Source organism: Thioalkalivibrio sp. ALJ1 (genome assembly GCF_000745395.1).
GTDB lineage: Bacteria > Pseudomonadota > Gammaproteobacteria > Ectothiorhodospirales > Ectothiorhodospiraceae > Thioalkalivibrio.
In genome coordinates, this window is sequence record NZ_KN050684.1 from 2,200,711 (window position 1) to 2,220,696 (window position 19,986).

A 19,986-nucleotide genomic window follows, 5' to 3' on the forward strand; every position below is an offset into this window, starting at 1 on the left:
CCCGAATGCCGCCCCCCGACCCGGATCCACCCCTGCCCCTGCTGGGCGGGCTCTCGCCCGCCCAATTCCTGCGGGAGTACTGGCAGCAGCGCCCATTGCTGATTCGTGGGGCGATCCCGGGGTTCGAAAATCCCATCGAACCGGACGATCTGGCCGGGCTGGCGACCGACCCGGATGCGGCCAGCCGTATTATCAGCGGGCACGTCGACCGTCAGGACTGGGATGTCGAGTACGGTCCCTTCGACGAACGGCGTCTGGCCGGGCTCCCCGAGCGCGACTGGACCTTGCTGGTCACGGACGTCGAGCGCTTCTGGCCCGGGGGAGCGGATTTCCTCGCCCGCTTTGACTTCATCCCGCGCTGGCGCCGGGATGACCTGATGATCTCCTACGCCCCGCCGGGGGGCTCCGTCGGGCCGCATGCCGATCAATACGACGTCTTCCTGTTCCAGGCCGCCGGGTATCGCCGCTGGCAGATCCAGGACCCGCCGGGGCCCGTGGACTGCCATGATGACCTTCCTCTGGCCATCCTGCGCGATTTCCAGCCCAGCGAAACCTGGGAGCTGGGCCCGGGCGACCTGCTCTACCTACCTCCGAATCTGCCGCATTACGGCTTGTCGCTGGATGACGAGTGCATGACTTGGTCGGTGGGCTTTCGCGCACCCACCATCCTTGATGTCCTGACCGGGTTCCTGGAAGAACGGGCCAACGTGGTCGGCGACCAGGCCCGCTTCGAGGATCCAGGCCGGCACCCTGCCCTGCACGCGGCCGAGATCCCCGCGGGGGACCGACGCGAACTGCGTGAGGCCCTGCGCGCCTTGCTGGCCGCCGACGACCACGATCTGGATGCCTATCTGGGCCGTTTTCTGACCCGGCCTGCCGGTAACGTGGAACTCGCGCCCGCCGATCCGGGCACCGCTCATTCTACCGGCCCGTCACAGCGATTCGCCTTTCACCCGGGTGTACGCCGCGCCTGGTTTCAGGGGCCGGAAGGCCCGGTCCTGTGTATCGCCGGCAACGACTACCCCGCCCAGGCCATCGCACCCGAGGTACTGGAGGCCTTCTGCTGCGCGGAATCCTTCACCATCTCGGAATGGGAAGAGGCGATCCCCGCAATCCGGCAGATTCTCGAGGATGGTCTGGAGGCTGGATGGCTCGCCCTCAACGACGACACCGAGTGACTTCAAGCGTTACCTGATTGGCCGCGTCGCCGACCGGTCCCGATGCGTTAAGCGGCCCGCGGCCAGCAGGCCTCGGCAGCGCGCTCGATCAATTCGGGGCCCGCATCCGCCTGATGGGCCCCCTCGGTCAGGGCCCGCCGCCATTGGCGCGCACCCGGCTCGCCGTGGAACAGCCCGAGGATGTGCCGAGTAAATCGTGCCAGCGGCACCCCGTCGCGGCGCATCCCCTCTGCAATCGCCAGGATCCCCTCCAGGACCTCGCCGCGTTGCGGATCGCGGTCCGCCCCGAGATAGAGCCGGTCCACCACCGACAGGGTCCAGGGCTGGTGATAGGCCAGGCGACCGAACATCACCCCATCGAGGCGGTCCAGATGGGCCGTTGCGGCCGCAACGTCATCGAGTCCGCCATTCAATACGATGGTCAGGTCCGGGAATTCAGCCTTCAGCCGGTACACCCGCTCGTAGTCTAGCGGTGGTACATCCCGGTTGTCCTTTGGGCTCAGGCCCTGCAACCAGGCCTTCCGGGCATGGACCACGAAGTGGCGGCAGCCCGCAGCTGCGACGCGCTCGACAAAGGCGTGAAGGTCCGCCTCCGAATCCTGATCATCAATCCCGATGCGGTGCTTGACCGTGACAGGGACATCCACCGCCTGCTGCATGGCCGAAACGCAGTCGGCGACCAGGGCCGGTTGCGCCATCAGGCAGGCACCGAACGCGCCGGACTGCACCCGGTCCGAGGGACAACCCACGTTCAGGTTGATCTCGTCGTAGCCACGATCGGCCGCGATGCGAGCGGCCTCGGCCAGGGTCGCCGGCTCGGAACCGCCGAGCTGCAGTGCGATCGGGTGCTCGATCGGCACATAGCCCAGCAGGCGATCCCGGTCCCCGTGGATCACCGCGTTGGCATGCACCATCTCGGTGTACAACAATGCCCGCCGTGTCAGTAGGCGGTGGAACTGGCGGCACCAGGTATCCGTCCAGTCCATCATTGGCGCGACCGAGAATCGCGGATTCGGCGTTGTGCCCAATTCAGTCACTATCATCCTCACCGTGCGCTGTCCGCGATGATGCAAACCAAGAAGGGATTCCCTCATGTCCGAAAGCGAAGCACCTGAAACCTTTCAAGATAGTGTCTCACACATGGTGGACCGGGCGATGGCGTACCTGGAGCTTCCCGAGGGTGGGCGCGTGGCTCTCAAGACCTGCGAATCGGTCATTCAGGTGAGTTTCCCGATGCGGTTCAGGGATCGCATCGAGGTCTTCACTGGATGGCGCGCCGTACATTCCCGCCATCGCCTCCCCGTAAAAGGTGGCCTTCGGTTCGCGCCCAATATGGACCAACCGCATGCGGAAGCGCTGGCCGCGCTCATGACCTATAAATGCGCCATTGTGGACATCCCGTTCGGCGGCTCCAAAGGCGGCCTGCGAATCGACCCTCATCAGTACGAAGAAGCCGAGATGGAGCGCATCACCCGGCGTTTCGCCCACGAGTTGATTCATCGCGGTTACATCAGCCCCGCGCAGAACGTGCCGGCACCGGATATGGGCACGTCCCAGCGCGAGATGGCCTGGACCATGGAGACGTACCGCGAACGCCATCCAGAAGACATCAACCACGCCGCCTGTGTAACCGGCAAGCCCGTGGAGATGGGTGGAATTCGGGGCCGTCTAGAGGCCACGGGGCGCGGCGTTCTCTATGCGTTGCAGGCCTTTTTCGGGGAAACCGGAGCGACCGCCGAAGCCGGACTGCAAGGGGGCCTTGGCGACCAGCGCATCATCATCCAGGGCTTCGGCAACGTGGGCTCGCACGCCGCACGCTTCCTACAGGCCGAAGTGGGCGCGCGGATCGTGGGAATCATCAACGTCGACGGTGGCATCTACCACCCGGACGGGCTGGATGTGGAATCGGTCGCCGACTACCTGCGCCATGCAGGGACACTGGAGGGGTACCCCGGTGTGCAGTTCGAGCGCAACGGTAATCGCCTACTGGAGGCGGACTGCGACATCCTCATTCCCGCAGCGCTGGAAGGCGCCATTCATCGCGACAACGCACCCAACATCCAGGCACGACTGGTGGTGGAGGCGGCCAACGGTCCATGCACCTTCGAAGCGGATGGCATCCTGCGCGAGCGCGGCATCACCATCCTCCCGGACATCTATGTGAATGCCGGTGGTGTCATCGTCTCCTATTTCGAGTGGGTCCGGAATCTGTCTCACATCCGCTTCGGTCGAATGGAGCGGCGATACGATCATGCCCAGGGCCAACACATCGTCAGCGCAATCGAAATGATGACAAACCAGACCGTGCCCGACTGGATGCGCGATTCCATTGTTCGGGGTGCCGAAGAGATCGACCTGGTGCGCTCGGGCCTCGACGACAGCATGCGCCAGGCGTTTCGCGAGATGCACGAGGTCCGCGAAGTGGAGAGTAACGGCGAGATCCTCGACTACCGCACGGCTGCGTATCTTATCGCCCTGCGCAAGATCATACGTGCCCGTAGCGACCTGCGGCTCGTGTAGTGCATCCGACGGGCCCGCAACCTCCAACGCGGCGGATGGGACGTCCTACCCGACCTGTCCGAAACGGGATTCGAACGCCGCGAACAGGGCCCGCAGCCCCATCGCTTCGCCGCCCTTTGGGCGTCCGGGGCGTGCGCGGACATTGAACGCCATGATGTCAAAGTGCATCCACGTCGTGTCCTCCGGCACGAATTCCTGCAGGAACAGCGCAGCGGTGATCGCGCCGGCATACCCCCCGGTGGAACTGTTCACGATGTCAGCGACGTCGCTGTCCAACAGGTAGCGATAAGGCGCGTGCAGAGGCAACTGACAGACCGGATCGTCCCATTCGCGTGCGGGCTCTACCAGAGCCCGGGCCCAACCCTCGTCCTGGGTGAAGCAAGCACTGATCTCGGTTCCAACCGCTACCCGAGCGGCCCCGGTAAGAGTGGCAAAGTCCACCAGGACATCGGGATGGAACGAAGCGGCACGGTCCAGCAAATCGGCCAGTACCAGGCGCCCCTCCGCATCCGTATTGTCCACCTCGATACGCTTGCCGTTGCGGGCCGTTAGCACGTCGCCCGGACGGAAGGCCCCGGCGCCGATTGCATTTTCCACCGCCCCGATCAGGACCGTCAGCCGCACCGGCAGGTTGTGCGCCATGATCAGCCGGGCCAGGCCCAGCACGATGGCGGCCCCACCCATGTCCTTCTTCATCTGGCGCATGGAATTGCCCGGTTTCAGGTTCAGACCTCCGGAATCGAAACACACGCCCTTGCCCGCCAATACCAGCGAAGGCGCATCCGGCGCCCCCCAGGTCATTTCGATCACCCGCGCCCCATGTTCACTCGCGGCCCCGACCGCATGGATACAGGGAAAGTCCTTTTCCAGCTTGTCGCTGTCGCTGACCACGTGCAGGCTGCTGCCAAATTCCTCAGCCAGCTCCCGGGCCTTCAGAACAAGATTGGCCGGCATCATGTCGGCCGCCGGCGTATTGATCAGGTCGCGGGTCAGGCCGATGGAATCGACAAAGGCTTGCACCCGCCCCTGATCCGCGTCTTCCGGCCAGACCAGGCGAGGGGCGCGCTTCTGCGCCTCACGAAAGGTATCGAATCGGTATCGTCCCAACCCCCAGCCGATCGCCGCGAGGTTCTGCACATCGGCGTTCAGGAAGTCGGTCTCCAAACGGTAGTCCCCCGTCCCTAGGGTCTCAGCAGCGGCAGCCAGCATCCAGATTGGCGTTTCCGCATCAAACCCCGCGAGAACCGCGGCCAAGCCACCTTCGGCATCCGGGATGCGCAGGGTGGCGCCCGGTTCCGCCTCGAAATCCGAGGCCTCGACCCATTTGCGCCAGCTCTCGGGCGCACTCTCTAGCCGGACCGGGAGCGACTCGCGACTGACCGGGATCAGCGGGATGGCGGTATCGGACGACGCAACAAAATCAGAATCCACGCGGCTTTCCTCGAAAACGAATCAAAGCCTTCATAATACCTGCCTTGTCGACCCTTCGGGGTCGTGTTCCCCTCGCCTTACAGGATGTGACGATGACGCCAGCGCTGGAGATTCGCGGGCTCAAGAAGACCTACAAGAACGGATTCGAGGCCTTGAAAGGCATCGACCTTGAGGTCGCACCCGGTAGCTTCTTTGCCCTCCTCGGCCCGAATGGCGCCGGCAAGTCGACCACCATCGGCATCATCACCTCCCTGATCAACAAGACCGCCGGTACGGTCAAAGTGTTCGGGCACGACCTGGATACCGATCTGCAGGCGGTCAAGCGCTCCATCGGTCTGGTGCCGCAGGAGTTCAACTTCAACAACTTCGAGCCGATCGGCGAGATCGTGGTCAACCAGGCCGGGTACTACGGGATTCCTCGGCGCGAGGCCTGGGAGCGCTGTGAGCACTATCTGCACGAGCTCGGGCTGTGGGAGAAGCGCAAGGACATGGCACGCACCCTGTCCGGCGGGATGAAGCGGCGGCTGATGATCGCCCGAGCCCTCGTGCACGAGCCACGCCTGCTGATCCTGGACGAGCCGACCGCCGGGGTGGATATCGAACTGCGCCGGTCGATGTGGGACTTCCTGACCCGAATCAATACCGACGGTCGCAGCATCATCCTGACCACGCACTACCTCGAAGAAGCGGAATCCCTCTGTCGCAACATCGCGATCATTGATGACGGCCGCATCATCGAGAACACCACCATGAAACGCCTCCTGGCGAAGCTTGAGACGGAAACCATGGTGCTGGATCTTAGCGAACCTCCGAAGGGCCTCCCCGATGACGCCGCCGTCGCCTTGCGTCAGGTGGACGAGATGACCCTGGAAGCGGACATCCAGCGTGGCCAGCACCTGAACGACCTCTTCCGCGTGCTGGATCAGGCCGGGATTCGTGTCCAGAGCATGCGCAACAAGTCCAACCGGCTGGAGGAGTTGTTCATTCGCATGACCCGAAATGGGCTAGAACCGAGCCATCTGACCACGGGTGCCAGCGGCACGACCGAACAGCCGGAGAACCAGGCATGAGCGGCTTGCACCTGCGCGACTACTGGACCGCGTTTCGAACGATTGTCACCAAGGAGGTGCTGCGCTTTGCCCGTATCTGGGTGCAAACCGTGCTGCCTCCGGTGATAACGACGGCGCTCTACTTCATTATTTTTGGCGGCCTGATCGGCGAGCGCATCGGGGACATGGAAGGCTATCGCTACATGGACTTCATCGTCCCCGGGCTGATCATGCTGGCCGTGATCACCAACAGCTACTCCAACGTGGTCTCGTCCTTTTTCGGTTCCAAGTTTCAGCGCCATATCGAGGAGATGCTGGTCTCGCCCGTTCCCAACAGCGTGATCATCCTCGGCTTCGTGTTCGGGGGCGTGGCCCGGGGGCTCAGTGTTGGTGTTGCCGTATTGCTAGTCTCTTTGTTTTTCAGCCCGTTAAGCGTCCACAACGCAGGCGTGATGCTGGTCATCGTGCTGATGACCTCAATCCTGTTCGCCCTGGCAGGCTTGATCAACGGCGTCTTCGCCCGAACCTTCGACGACATCGCCATCGTGCCCACATTCATCCTGACGCCTCTGACGTACCTGGGCGGTGTGTTCTACTCCATTAGCCTTTTGCCGGAGTTCTGGCAGGGCGTGTCCATGCTGAACCCCATCCTCTACATGGTGGATGCCTTCCGGTACGGCAGTCTGGGCCACAGCGACTTCCCGTTGGCCATGTCGTTTGCCATCATTTCGGGGTTTATCGCGGTTCTTTATGGGGTCGCGCTGACACTACTTAATCGGGGGGTCGGTGTGCGATCCTGAGCCTCGCGGGGAGCGAAACGCCGGGAAACCGCCCTGCAGCGCTGTTTATTGCCCGAAAAAACGTGGTATAAAGCGGAAACTCTCCGGGGCAAGGGCCATATGGGTTACAACAGAAAGACATCGCATTTCTTTCTGGCGGGCACCGCCGGACTCGCCATCCTGGTGGGTACCAGCCTCCTGCTCGCCTCCCAGCCCGCCGAAACCTCCCAGCCGCTCCAGATTGGTGCCGGCAACCCGCTCCCCACCGCCAAGCTGTCACTCGCACAAGCGGATCACCCGGCCGGTGGCGCGTCGATCAGCCCGGCCCCGTCCGGGTCATTCGATTCGGGTGCGCAAACCGTCGCCTTCGCCACCAACAGGCTGGATCAATCATCGTCGAGCTTCGACGATGAAACGGTCGATCCGGATGCTGAGTCCGCGACCTCCTACGAAACCTTCGACCTGGACGGAGATACCGATGTCGCTGAGCAGGTTGGCGACGACTCGGACTGGCACAGTCATACCCTGAAGCAAGGTGAGCGGCTGACCGATCTCTGGGAACGCGAATGGGACTTGCCGCTGGCGACGCTGTACCGTCTGCTGGATGACGACGACAACACCTCGATCCTCAACCGTGTACGCCCCGGCCAGGAGATCGAGTGGCAGGTGGACGAAGAAGGCTATCTGACGCACATGCGTCTGTGGACCGATCGTGCCAGCGGGCACGAATGGGTCCGCGAGACGGATGGCTGGGACTTCGAACGGGCCGAGGTCGAAAACGGTCGCGAGGTCAGCCACCTGATCATCAACGCCGAAATCGACGGCAACATCGCCTCGGCGCTGAGCGAGCGTGCTGATATCTCGCCTCGCGCCGCCAATGCCCTCTCCGTCTTACTGGACCGCTACCTCCCGGTCCGCACCCACGCTCGGACCGGAGACCGCTTTACGCTGCTGGTCGAACAGGAAACCCTGGTAGGTGATGACACACCCCTCAATTTCCGCTTGCTCGCGTTTGACTACGAAGGCGAACGGATCGAGATTCGCGCAGCTCGCAATGTCAACGGGCGTTTCTACACCCCTGAAGGCGAAAGCCTGCTGCCACCCTTCGATCGGCGCCCGTTTGCCGGCAATTACCGCATCAGCTCCAGCTTTAATCCACGACGACGCCACCCTGTCACGGGGCAAGTCGCGCCGCACCATGGCACGGACTTCGCGATGCCGATCGGCACTCCGATCCAGGCACCTGCGGACGGGCGCGTGACTCGCGTCGAGAACCATCCCTACGCCGGCCGGTTCATCGAGATCGAACATGGCCAGGGATATTCCACCCGATACTTGCACCTGGATCGTCAGCTCGTACGCCCCGGGCAGAGAGTGGAACGCGGCGACCGCATTGCCCTGTCCGGCAATACGGGGCGCAGCACCGGCCCGCATCTTCATTACGAGATCCACGTGAACAGTCGTCCGCAGAACCCGATGCGGGTCGAGTTGCCGGAAAGTGACTCCCTTGAAGGGGAAGACCTCGAACGCTTCAAGTCCATTAGCAACACCTTGCTCGCGCAGATGGACAACGGCGTTCGCAATCAGCAGGTCGCGTTCACGCCGTTCGATGAGCTGACCCGATAATCCTTCCGTACTACACGGGTGTGCGGCGCGAGGGCGTAGCGGCCTGCCGGGGTAATGCGCCTGCATGACCTCCCCTGCCCCCCCTTTGCTTGACTGGGCACGTCTCGAGTGGCGTGACGGCAGCCCCTTCGCTGTCGACTACGGAGATGGCTATTTTGGCTCCCGCGACCCACAGGCGGAGGTGCGTGAGGTCTTCCTCGATGCCAATGATCTGTCTCTCCGTTTCGCGGGCGCACAACGGTTCTCTATCGGCGAGACGGGTTTCGGCTCCGGCCTAAACGTTCTACTGGCCCTTGAGGAGTGGCGCCGCCACGCCCCTCCTAACGCCTTCTTGTCGATCCTGAGCTTTGAGGCGCACCCACTGTCGCCGGGAGACCTGCTCGCATTTCACCGGCACTTGGGGCTGGATGATGCCGACAGCCGCGCCCTGCGTGATCAGTATCCGGCACCCATACCTGGGTTGCATCGGATCGAGTTTCCCGGCGCGCGGGCCGTGCTTACCCTCGGAGTGGGCGAAGCGGCCCCATTGCTGACGCAGGTTCAAGGCCGAGTCGATGCCTGGTTTTTCGATGGATTCGCGCCCCGCAGCAATCCGGCGCTCTGGAATACCGGGGTCTTTCGGCAAGTCGCCAGGCTTTCCGGTCCCGGTACCACCTTCGGGACCTACACAGCAGCCGGACAAGTGCGACGGGACCTGGAGAGCGTGGGATTCAGCGTCCACCGGGTGGCGGGTCATGGACGCAAGCGCGAGCGCCTAATCGGGAATTTCAAAACCACGTGCCCTGGGCCCGCCGTCCATCCGGTCCAGCATGTGGCCGTGGTTGGGGGTGGTCTTGCCGGTGTATGCATGGCCGATGCGTTGCATCGTCGCGGGGTTCGAATTGTCCTTTTTGATCCGGCCGGCATCGCGGCCGGTGCATCGGGCAACCCCGCCGCGGTGCTCCTGCCGAACCTGCACCCGCGCGACCCCGAACTCAATCGCCTGGCCATCGCCGGGATGCGCCAAACCCAGGCCCTCATCCAGCGCCTGGAGGATCCGCATGGTCCCTGCCTGCGGCTGGCGACCGGCGTCGCCTTTCATGGCATCAGTGCCCACGGCCAGAAACGGGTGGCACGCCTGCTCAAGGCGGGTCCCGAAGCGACCGGCCTATTGTTTAATCCAGAGGGTCCGGGATGCGCCGCGGCACCACATCTGTTCTATCCCCACGGCCTGGCGGTCGATATGGGTGCGCTTTGTCGCGCGGCCGCGCAAGACCTGCCGGCGATCCACACACAAGCAGTGTTGTCGCTGAATCCCTGCGACGATGGAACGGGTGTAATGCTCGAAACCTCGGATGAACAGCCGCTACGATTCGATGCGGTCGTGCTCGCCAACGCCGCTGGGACCGGCGGGCCTCTCTGCCCGGAGCAATCCGCCATCTCGACGGTCATGGGGCAGATGACTCGAATCCGCGCCCCTTTTCCGGACTGGGGCGGCTACGTGGCAACGGGACAGGGGTACTGCATCCCCCAGGGTGGCGGGACCGCATGGATTGGGGCCACCTACCGGCGGACAGAAGGCGCGACCAACCACCTGGGAACGGACAAGGCCCCACTGGCCGAAGATGACGCGGCCAATCTGCGACACGTCAACTGGGTCCCGGGACTAGACGAGGCGGACAAGACTCAGGTGCTGGATCAATGGGTCGGCGAACGCGCAGTTGTGCGAGACCGTCTACCGTTAGTGGGTAGAAGCCGACTGGACCCGAACGGTCGCGTGCTAATGACTGTGGCACATGGCTCGCGCGGCCTGTTGTACGCACCTATGGCCAGTGAGTGGCTTGCAGATCACCTTCTGGGCCTAGTGGAGCCTCTGGAGACGGCGGTCGCGGCTCGCCTAAGGCCCTCACGACTGGATATCGAAGCCAGCGGCGACTAGTGGGGGCTCGTGGCAAAGGCCACGTCGTTGCGACCTGCCGCCTTGGCCCGGTACATCGCGTGGTCAGCGGCCATCATCAGATCGGCCAAACGTGCGCCACCCTCCGGATAGAACGCGACACCGATGCTGCAGGACAGGCTTTTCTCGACCGGTGCCATATGGCCAGGGTGCAGCTCAAATGGCCGCTGGAAGGCGGCCTGTATCCGCTCGACCAGGATCGAGGCCTCACCGGCATGCTGCAGCGGCGCACTTAACACGATGAACTCGTCGCCACCCAGGCGCACCAGCAGATCATCCGAACGCAAGCTGGCCGTCAACCGCTCCGCCAACTGACGCAACAGTTCATCACCCACCGCGTGACCGTAGTCATCATTCACCGGTTTAAAACGATCCAGGTCGATAAACAGCAGTGCAAGCTGCGCCTCCTGACGATCCGCTCGCGCGGCCAGACGGGGGAAGGCTCGATCCAGTGCGGCCCGGTTGGCGGTTCCCGTTAGCGGGTCTTCCCAGGCCAGGGCCTGCATCCGCTCCTCAAGATGCTTGCGCTCGGTCACATCCAGGGCGTGCCACACCACAGCCGCGGCGCCCTCAAAAGGCGTATCGATCGGCCGCACCCGAGCCTCGTACCAGCGAGTCTCCCCACCGCCCTCCTGCCTCTCGCCCCCATGGAACCCACAGGGGGTCAGTCGGTACTGAATTTCCTGCAATGTACCCTCGCGCAATGCCTCCCGGACCACCCCTGCAAAACGTTTCGCGACCTCTGGCGGCAGGAGTTCCTCCAACAGGTGACCTACGGCATCGCGTGCGGGCACGTCGCCCCGCCGTGCCTCCCCGAAAGCCCGCCGCACCAGTCCATTCTCATCGATCACGAGTGCGTCGCCCGGCATCGCCTCGAACAAGGCGTCCTGCAGATCGCGAGACTCACTCAACGCATTGAACAACATGCGGTTGTCATGGACATCCACAAAGCTCAACAGAAACGCTCGTTGGCCTTCCCAGTCAATTGGCACCCAACGCAACAAATGAAAACGTTCCTTCCCACCTCGCGTATATACACGGATCTCGCGTCCCTTTGGCTCTTCACGCGCTTTGGAAAAATCCAGCCGTTCTGGCAGTCGCGCCCGGTCATCGGCATGGATGAAATCGAGATCGACCAGGGCCTTTCCGGGCTCCGGCGCTTGGTCCGTAAGACGCGTGAATGCCGGATTGGCCCATAGGATGCGTTGCCCCGTCACCACCAGAGTGGGGTCTTCCAAGCGGTTGACCAATGCCTGGTAGCGAGACAAGGCATCACGCCGCTGTTGGATACCCTGGCCCACCCGATACGTGTAGCCGCTGACCGCAAGGAGCCCAACCAGCCCCATCAGCCACCAGGCAGCCGGTCGAGCGGTCGCCTCCGGCACGGGCAACGGGCGGATCAGCATCTCCCATTGCCCTCCCGCAAAACTGACCGTTTTCTGTAAGGGCACGCCGTCCGGGTCAATTTCGTCCGGGTTGTAGAAGATATCGCCGCTGCTACCCAAGCCATCGCGTCCGCGTAATGCGAGTTGAAGGCCCTCTGGTCGCGGCAGAAGTCCCCCCTGCTCCAGCACTGTGTCGAAATCCAGTGCGACGCTGGATAATGTCCACGGATTCACTGTGACGGGGGCATCTTCCGGGGCTTCCGTGAACACAGGGGCGCGCACCAACAGTCCTTTTCCACCCTGTGCCAGCGACCAGGGTCCCGCCACAACGGTATTCCGGGTGTCCAATACACGCTGGAAAGAGGCGCCCTGCTCCGGGTGTCGTGCGAGGTTCAAACCAATCGCGTCTTCATTACCTTCGCGCGGATAGACCAGCGCCAGCTTCTCTCCACGCGCCAGGGTCAAAGACCGAAAGAGGTCTGGCTGGTCGCGATACAAGCGGTCGGCAGCGCGCGCGAAATCTTCTTCGGTTAGGTCCGGGTGAACATAGGCATATGCCGCCAGACCAATGGTGGAATGCACCGAGGCGTTGAGCACACTTTCCAGCCGAGTGCGCAAACTGGCGGCCTCGGACGCGACCGTCTGTTCATAGCGTTCGGTGAGTTGCTGCTTCCAGCCAAGATCAATCGCGAGGAATAACAAAACGAATAGCACAGCACTGGTCAGGGCGGCGACCATCGGGCCGCTGACCAGAGGCTCTACAGTGCGTACGCGGGCGGAATGTTCCACCTGCGAGCCGGTCCCTTCCGTCGTCTGGGTTCTCTCGTGCATGCGCGGGGCTTTTTGAGTACGCACAGAGGGACACTATGCGCTCTTCTACCAGACGCGGAAAGCGCCGACGGGTTCCCCTGTCGGCCCCAGCCAACGCTGGGCTCACCCCAAGCGCATTACGGTGCCCCAACCGAGAATACGCACTAGAGAGACGCTGATTAAATCGCGCGTCCGCGCTCGAGTCGCTTTTGCGTGCGAACAAGGCGCGGTGACTGCCGTGCAGTCATTCTGTACAAAGGAGCCGCAACGCCGTTCCCACGCTCGTTTTTGATCAACAACGGGCGGCCGAGTCCCTGCTTTCAATGGCTAGTGGGGTTGGTGCCCCTATTCCCCGATCCTGCGTTGCGCCCCAACCCATCAAAAACGGGCGGGTAGAACCACTACCCGCTGCACGACGCGCCTTGTCTCGGAAAACAGGGGGCACCAACGCGGACGTGCGATTAAATCAGCGCCTCCCTAGAGGCTGGCCAACGAACCGTCGTTGAGAACGATTTCCCAGGCATGCAAACCTCAGGTTCTGGAATTTGGTGGGGACGGCCGGAATCGAACCGGCACGGCCTTGCGGCCAGCGGATTTTAAGTCCGATGCGTCTACCAGTTCCGCCACGCCCCCGGAGCGGGCGCATGATACCCCGCCAGCGCTGGGGGGCGCACGCGATTATTCCGACGCGGTTGTGCCTGACTCGCCCGACGGCGACTCTCCCACCGGCAGAGGCACGTGCAGCGACGCCGCCACCGCTCTCAGCAGCTCGACCTCGGCCACCAGCGTCCGTCCGCTGTGGGTCACGGTCGCCAGCATGGCGGAGATGAGTACTTCCTTGTCGCCGATCCGCAGTTCGTCCAGGGCCTCCAAGGCCACGTCCAGCACCGCAGGCCACCCCTGATCGTCCTGCATTCGTTCGAGTGCCGAGAGGTGTCCCGTTTGTGGGCCAAACTTCGCGGCCAGGGCTTCGATCCCGGTACGGAAGGCCGCAACCGCCCCTTCCGCATCATCCGGGTGACCGTGATACGCCAACACCGCTAGCACATCGTGGGCCTGTGGCAGCAAACGGTCCAGCCGTCGGCGCCCGCCAGGGCGCGTCCGGGCGGGCTGCGCCAGGTCGTGCAGCTGGCGCTGTACCATACGACCCAGTGCGTACTCGAAGGCCGATACCCGCCCGTCGGCTCGAATTAGATCTTGTACCAGTCCCACTAATGCCTCGCGTTCCGGTTGCGGGCGATGGCGAAGGACCGGAAAACTCATCTCCAGCAAAGGGATCCGCAGATCCGGGCGGAGTTCAGTCACCGCATTCAACAAATTGCGCACCCGCGACTCGCTCTCGGCACCTCGCGCGGCGGTAATGCGAAGCAGCTGATCGTCTCGCACTTGCGTGTCACTGCTGATGAGCAGATACAACAAGACCTCGATACCCCAGGCGTCGGAATGCGCAGCGCGTTCCAAGGGACCCGGCATGGCTGCCACTAGAAGCCCGGCACCCAGGATCTGCGCAATCCCGGGATCGCCAATGTTCTCGATCAGTTGTTCCGGGTTCAGCAGCAGGCCGCCAGGACCCGAGTCCTCGCGACGGTCGTGTTCTTCTGCCTCGGCCTGAGCTTCTTGTTCGGCTCGACGCGACTGCGCTTCTCGCTCCATGCGCTCGCCGACTTTCTCCAGTTCACTTGCCTCGAAACCGGGCTCGATCGCCTGGATACGCTTGACCAGTGGCGGGTGGGTGGCAAACATCTGGCCCAGAGCATCTGAGGCAAACAGCATGTGCCCCACCTCCTCGGTGTCTGCCCGCATGCCTCTCTGCCCGGCCCCGATCTTCTTAAGTGCACCGGCAATGCCCTCCGGCTGTCGCGTGAACTGAACCGCCGAGGCGTCCGCCAGATACTCGCGCTGGCGCGAGACGGAAGCCCGAATCCAACGGCCGAAAAACAGGCCGATATAACCCACCACCATCAGCGCCAAACCGGCGGCGACAATCCCACCGGCATTCCTGTTATTGCGCGACAAACGCATGGCGAGCAAGACCCGCTGTCCGATCAGGGCCATGACCAGGATGCCGAACAGCATCCCCATCAACCGGATGTTGAGGCGCATGTCGCCGTTGAGCACGTGGCCAAATTCGTGCGCCACCACACCCTGTAATTCGTCGCGGTCAAGCTGCTCCAACGCCCCTCGGGTCACGGCAATCGCAGCATCGTCCGGCGAATACCCGGCTGCGAAGGCGTTGATCCCGGTCTCCTGCTCAAGCACGTAGACCTCGGGCACCGGCACACCGGAGGCAATCGCAATCTCCTCCACCACGTTCATCAAACGCCGCCTCAGCGGATCGCGGGTGTCGCCATCCACACGGGTCCCACCCAGCTCGCGTGCCACTGCTCCGCCCCCGTCGCGCAGACCCAGGGTGCGGTAGAGGCTCCCCAGGCCGATCAGGCCAACGGTCAGCACGGTCGTCCAGATCATCACGTCGACATTGCGGGCAAGAAACTCGCGGGTCAGCCACGGCTCGCCAGCCGGTCCGGGCTCGGCCTGACCAAACAGCATCAGCACGATGGCGTTCATTACGGCCACAATCGCAAGCACGGCCAGTCCAAATAGCACCAGCAACCAGCGGGTACGCCTCTGGGCCCGATCCTGTTGTTCGAAGAAATTCATGGGCCGGCGAATCCTTCCATCAACAATCCATTCAAGCCCACTGGTAACCGCACGGCCCGCATCAGGAGAAATTCACCTGCACCGCTTCGCGCTTCTGCGGGTCTTCGATCTCCAGAAGCTGCGCCGACCGGAACCCGAAATTGTTCGCAATCAGGCTGTTGGGGAACATTTCGCGCAGGATGTTGTATTGCATGACCGCATCGTTGAAACCCTGGCGAGCATAGGCGACCCGGTTCTCCGTGCTGGTCAGTTCCTCGGAGAGCTGCATCATATTCTCGTTTGCCTTCAACTCCGGATAGCTTTCGGACAAGGCAAACAAGCGCCCCAGTGCGCCGGACAGCCCCTGCTCAGAGCTCGACAGCTGACGCACGGCCTCGGCATTGGTCGGATCTCCGGCCACCTGTTGCAGGCTGTCCTTCGCCTGGTTGCGGGCCTGAATAACGGCTTCCAGCGTATCCCGCTCATGACTCATGTAACGCTCGGCGACCTTGACCAGATTCGGGATCAGGTCATAGCGTCGATTGAGCTGGACATCGATCTGGGCAAACGCATTCTTGTAGCGGTTGCGACCGGTCACCAGGCGGTTGTACGTCCACACCCCCCAGACCACCAGGAGGACCAGTATCCCGAGAACCACCCATTTCGTGTCCATTGCGCGCGACTCCGGTTGCGTTTGATTGGGCCGAGTGTACGCGGGAACGCAGGTGCGGGCGACCAGCAGACGCCGGACATGGCGCAGTTTTATCCTTGCTGTCACTATCCTCCCCGGAATCAGGGATGAACATCCCTACACTGCTTGGCATCGTTGGCAACCTTTTGGTTTTTGGAAGCGTCAATTGTCTTCTCCTCGCAGGACGACGACGCCTTTCTGAACCTTCCGGGGCTGAGCATCGTGCTCGGTGGCACCATTGCCGCTACCTTGATGAGCTGCCCCTTCCACGAGTTCATGCGCGTATTCCGCGCGGGGGCCAACGCGACCCTAGAGGAGCGTTACGACGTAGCCCAGGATCTTGAAGAGATCGTGCAGGTATCACCCTACTGGTTTTCCCAGAACCTTCGTCGGATCCAGGATCGTCTGGACCAGATCCGCAACCCATACCTACGAGCCGGCATTCAGCTGGTGATCGACGACACGCCGATGGACGACGTCTCTGACCTACTGAACTGTGGCTACGGGCGCGACATACGCTATCGCCAGATCTCTGGGTCCGGTACGCCGGGCGTTGGCGAGGCGACACTGGAAGAATTTCTTTCCTGGGCCCACCACCAGCTTAGACCCGAGGGCTGATTCGTTTGGGCCTAATTACGCCCGACCCTTATACTCTCGTCCGAGTCTCCGTAGCTCAGCTGGATAGAGCAGCCCCCTCCTAAGGGGCAGGTCGCAGGTTCGAATCCTGCCGGGGACACCAATTTTTCACCCGCATAACAGACACTTATAGAACACCCCTCTGTTGTGTCGTTTCGTCTTGTGCCGTGATTTGCGCCCTTTTTTTGTACCCGTTTGTACCCGAATTTGTACCCGTAGGCACAAAAAACCCCGGCGGGCTGGTACGTCCCACCGGGGTTTGGGCCGGAGCCCCCCGTCCGCGCAGACGGGTTGCCGGGATTGCAGGAGCACGGTTCCCGGCGGACCGCTTGGGGGCCTGGCTAAGTCCCCAGAAGCATATCGAGCCCGTCTTCATTCACGCGCACCTGGATCGTGCGCAGGATCTCCCACATGAACGCTTCCAGGTGCGGCTGCAGGCCGGCGCCATCGACCCGGATCATGCTGTCGCCACGGCGCATGGCCTTCGTGCGTTCGTTGAGCGCGTTGATATGCGCGTCCGTCATGCGCATCTGCCGTTCGTGCGCTTCCTCGCGGATTCGGTTCTCGCGGTCGATCTGTCGCTGAATGTCGATCTGGTCGAAGCGTGAGGCTTCGGACAGTTGCCCGAACAGGCCGCCGAGCATATCCGCCGTGCTGTCCATCGTGTTGTTGATCGACCCGAACACCGCCTCGACTTCCTGCGCCTGCGCCTGGACTTCGGCCACGTTCAATTCGGCCTGAAACTCCATGTACTTGATGCGCTCGTTGCTCGCGAGCTCCTCGAGCGCGATCCGCAACTCGTCGGACTGTTTCGCCACTTCCTCCGTGGCGGTCTTGGCGCCATCCATCTCGCCTTTGAATACCTTGCCCACCTGCGAGAACGTGGTCACGCCGTCCTCCATGGTGCGCACCCACCGCTCCTGTGACTCGGCGGCTTCGTCGGTGGCCCTGGTGCCGTCGCCGATCTTCCCGGTGGTTTCGTCCCATTGCAGGCCCTGCGCCTCGAAGGCTTCGGACAGTAGGCGCTTGGATTCCCGCGCCGTGTCGTCCGCCTCGGTCATCTCTCGAACGATGCGGTCGTAGTCCCGGCCTTGGTCCTCCAGCGCCTTGTTCGTGCCGTCCAGATCCTTCGCCAGGTCGCGCGTGGCGGTGCTCAGGTCGCGCGTGGCGTCTTCCCATTCTTCGGTGCCGTGGATCACCTCGTAGATCCACGTCCCGAGCGTGTTTTCGTTCTCCGTGGCCGCGTTCACCAGCGGGTTGATGATCTCGTCATTCAGGAACGATCCGACGCCATACCCGGCCGCGCCTGCCAGGCCCGCAGGCCCCAGCCACTTCGCCAGGTTCGCCAGGGCCGCCGCGGACGCATTGGCCCCGAATACCAGGTTCTTGCCCTGGTTCAGGATCATCAGGCCCAGGAGGCCGTTCAGCAGCGGCAACACCATATCGAGCTGCGTGGCGAACCCGCCGAATCGGCCGGCCAGACGGAAGAAGCTGTCGTCCAGGTCCGCCGTCGCGGAACCCGCCCGGACCATCAGGTCGAACAGGAACTGGAACGACTCAATAACCCCGGCCGTGAACTGCGAGAGACCCGCGAACGCATCGGCCAGGGTGGTCATCGCGCTGGCGAGCCCTTCGGCGGTGCTCAGATCCTGATTCTGGAACAGGTTCTGGACGGCTTCCCGCAGGGCATCGATGCCGCGCTCGAACCCCGAAAGGTCGGCATCCTCCAGCGCCTCGCCCATGTTTTCGGCCATGCTGCGGAACACAGACTCGGTATCCGCGAGAATCCCCTCCACGACACCGACAAGGTTGCCGAGCTGTCCCTGCTGTACGTTCTGCCCGACCGCGCTGAAGACGGCCGCCAGCGCGCTGGTCACGCCGCCGTACTGGTCCAGCAGCGGGCCGCCGATCTCGATGGCCATGCCGCGCAGGCTGTTCACCACGCGCTGGTTGTTCTGCTCGACCGTGCCCGCCATGTTGGCGAAGGCCTGCTCGGTCGCGCCGGTGTTGTCGCCCATCGCGCGCAGCGTCTCGCCGAAGGCCTCGGCACCCTCGCCCGTCAGGGTCAGCACGCCGCCCAGGGCCTGTACCGAGCCGAACAGTTGCGACATCTGCTCGGTGTTCCCGCCGGTGGCCTGTGCGACGTTCTCCAGTACGCCCTGCAGGCCCTGCGTCTCCAGCGCAGCCGCACCGAACTCAATGCCCAGTTCGTTCGCCAGTTGGCGCGCCTGCTGGGTCGGGTTGATGATGTTCGCGATCGCCTGGCGGATCTGCGTGATCGCCTGGCTGGTCGGGGCGCCCGCCGCGGTCAGGGCGGCCACGGCCGACAGCAGTTCCTCGAAGTCGACGCCGGCCGATGCCGCGAGGCCTGTCACCTGCGAAAGCGACGATCCCAGTTCCGGTAGCGTGGTCTGGCCTTGGCGGACGGTGGTGAATAGCGCGTCGCTGAACCGCTCGGCCTCGTCCATCTCCAGCCCATAGGCGTTCAAGCTGGACACCAGCACGGTGAGGGTGTCGTTCAGGTCCGCCTTGCCCGCGACCGCCAATTGCTCGGCCTGCGCGACCGCCTCGATGCTGTCGGCATAGTCCACGCCCGCAGAGATCGCGGAGTAGATTGCGGTGGTGACCTGCTGAAGCGGCTGCGTCGATTCGGTCGAGTAGTCGAGGATGCCCTGGCGGAACTCGTCCAGGGCCCCGATCGGCTCGTCGATCAGCGTGGTGATCTCGCGGAAGGCGCTGTCGAAGTCCCCGGCGGCCTTGATAGAGAATGCGGTGATGGCAGCGCCGGCCCCGAGCAAGGCGGCCTCGAACGCCACGGCCTTCTTGGTGAAGTCCGCGATCGGTGCGGTGACGTTGCCGATGGAATCGCTGAACGACTGCGCATTGCGCAAGGCGGCCTGCGTGGCTTCGCCCGTTCGATCGATCCCCTGAAAGATGAGCTCTACGGTGCTGCGCTTGTCAGCCATGTCGTTTCTCCGCGGGGCCGAGCCGTTCGAGCTGGTCGGCAATCGTGTTCATCGTGTTGTACACCTCGGCCTCGACCCCCTCGGCTTGCTCAGGCGTCACCAGGCCGCGGCGTTCAAGATCGTCGGGCAGACTGGCGAGGCGCTGGCGGATTCGACCAAAGGCGGTGGCGACCGCTTCCTCGACTTCGGCAGCCGGGATCAGCGTGCCGGCGCGCTGGTCGGCTTCCATCTGACGCAGCTGCGCAAGTGCCGCCTCTTTGTCCGCCCTGGCCTTGTTGAATCGCTCGCTGTGATCGCTCACGTTCGAGCCTTTGGGCCGCCCTGCGCCAGGTCGTTTAC

At 63.3% G+C, this 19,986-nt stretch carries 13 protein-coding genes, 2 tRNA genes and 1 pseudogene; 8 read left to right on the plus strand and 8 right to left on the minus strand.

The genetic code is table 11. The annotated features are described in order from the left end of the window. The first annotated feature begins 5 nt into the window (after positions 1–5). The gene (locus F462_RS12690) at positions 6–1,178 is read left to right on the plus strand and encodes a cupin domain-containing protein (RefSeq protein ID WP_038054703.1); all 1,173 of its coding nucleotides are present in this window, start codon (positions 6–8) and stop codon (positions 1,176–1,178) included. Positions 1,179–1,225: 47 nt separating this feature from the next. On the opposite strand, the gene dusA is transcribed toward F462_RS12690, so the two are convergent. Then, a complete protein-coding gene (gene dusA, locus F462_RS12695; RefSeq protein ID WP_081911420.1) occupies positions 1,226–2,221 on the minus strand; it encodes a tRNA dihydrouridine(20/20a) synthase DusA in 996 nt (331 codons plus the stop codon). Positions 2,222–2,270: 49 nt separating this feature from the next. Between dusA and F462_RS12700 the strand changes: the two genes are divergently transcribed. Next, positions 2,271–3,698, plus strand: a complete 1,428-nt coding sequence (locus F462_RS12700; RefSeq protein WP_038054707.1) for a Glu/Leu/Phe/Val family dehydrogenase — start codon at positions 2,271–2,273, stop codon at positions 3,696–3,698. Between the two features lie 45 nt (positions 3,699–3,743). Here F462_RS12700 and F462_RS12705 read toward each other — a convergent pair whose 3' ends face one another. Next, complete coding sequence (locus tag F462_RS12705) at positions 3,744–5,129, minus strand: leucyl aminopeptidase family protein (RefSeq protein ID WP_038054713.1); 1,386 nt, start codon at positions 5,127–5,129, stop codon at positions 3,744–3,746. Positions 5,130–5,221: 92 nt separating this feature from the next. Here F462_RS12705 and F462_RS12710 point away from each other — a divergent pair, with 92 nt between their 5' ends. From F462_RS12710 to mnmD, 4 genes are all read left to right on the plus strand, one after another. Beyond that, complete coding sequence (locus F462_RS12710; RefSeq protein WP_038054715.1) at positions 5,222–6,199, plus strand: ABC transporter ATP-binding protein; 978 nt, start codon at positions 5,222–5,224, stop codon at positions 6,197–6,199. Further along, complete coding sequence (locus F462_RS12715) at positions 6,196–6,978, plus strand: ABC transporter permease (protein ID WP_038054717.1); 783 nt, start codon at positions 6,196–6,198, stop codon at positions 6,976–6,978. Before F462_RS12710 ends, F462_RS12715 begins: the two co-directional genes overlap by 4 nt. Before the next feature lie 99 nt (positions 6,979–7,077). Beyond that, entirely contained in the window at positions 7,078–8,583 is a 1,506-nt protein-coding gene (locus tag F462_RS12720) for a peptidoglycan DD-metalloendopeptidase family protein (RefSeq protein ID WP_038054719.1), read from the plus strand. Positions 8,584–8,647: 64 nt separating this feature from the next. Continuing rightward, on the plus strand, positions 8,648–10,501 hold the full coding sequence (gene mnmD, locus F462_RS12725) for a tRNA (5-methylaminomethyl-2-thiouridine)(34)-methyltransferase MnmC2 (RefSeq protein WP_038054721.1): 1,854 nt from the start codon (positions 8,648–8,650) through the stop codon (positions 10,499–10,501). Here the strand turns inward: mnmD and F462_RS12730 are convergent. From F462_RS12730 to F462_RS12745, 4 genes are all read right to left on the minus strand, one after another. Further along, complete coding sequence (locus F462_RS12730) at positions 10,498–12,735, minus strand: sensor domain-containing diguanylate cyclase (RefSeq protein WP_038054723.1); 2,238 nt, start codon at positions 12,733–12,735, stop codon at positions 10,498–10,500. The genes mnmD and F462_RS12730 overlap by 4 nt on opposite strands. A gap of 525 nt (positions 12,736–13,260) precedes the next feature. Then, positions 13,261–13,347 (minus strand) — tRNA-Leu (locus tag F462_RS12735). Between the two features lie 45 nt (positions 13,348–13,392). Then, positions 13,393–15,375 (minus strand): M48 family metallopeptidase, encoded by a 1,983-nt coding sequence (locus F462_RS12740; protein ID WP_038054725.1) that lies wholly within the window; start codon positions 15,373–15,375, stop codon positions 13,393–13,395. A gap of 61 nt (positions 15,376–15,436) precedes the next feature. Then, positions 15,437–16,027 (minus strand): LemA family protein, encoded by a 591-nt coding sequence (locus tag F462_RS12745; protein ID WP_018140070.1) that lies wholly within the window; start codon positions 16,025–16,027, stop codon positions 15,437–15,439. Positions 16,028–16,152: 125 nt separating this feature from the next. On the opposite strand from F462_RS12745, the pseudogene F462_RS12750 reads away from it, so the two are divergent. Continuing rightward, positions 16,153–16,540: pseudogene (locus F462_RS12750) on the plus strand (chemotaxis protein MotA); the annotation flags it as partial. Positions 16,541–16,707: 167 nt separating this feature from the next. Further along, positions 16,708–16,784: transfer RNA gene (locus tag F462_RS12755), tRNA-Arg, on the plus strand. Between the two features lie 238 nt (positions 16,785–17,022). On the opposite strand, the gene F462_RS12760 is transcribed toward F462_RS12755, so the two are convergent. Together F462_RS12760 and F462_RS12765 are read right to left on the minus strand one after the other, a co-directional pair. Then, positions 17,023–19,647, minus strand: coding sequence for a phage tail tape measure protein (locus F462_RS12760; protein ID WP_038054727.1), 2,625 nt, complete (start codon positions 19,645–19,647; stop codon positions 17,023–17,025). Continuing rightward, complete coding sequence (locus F462_RS12765) at positions 19,640–19,948, minus strand: DUF1441 family protein (protein WP_038054729.1); 309 nt, start codon at positions 19,946–19,948, stop codon at positions 19,640–19,642. Before F462_RS12765 ends, F462_RS12760 begins: the two co-directional genes overlap by 8 nt. Positions 19,949–19,986: the final 38 nt, after the last annotated feature.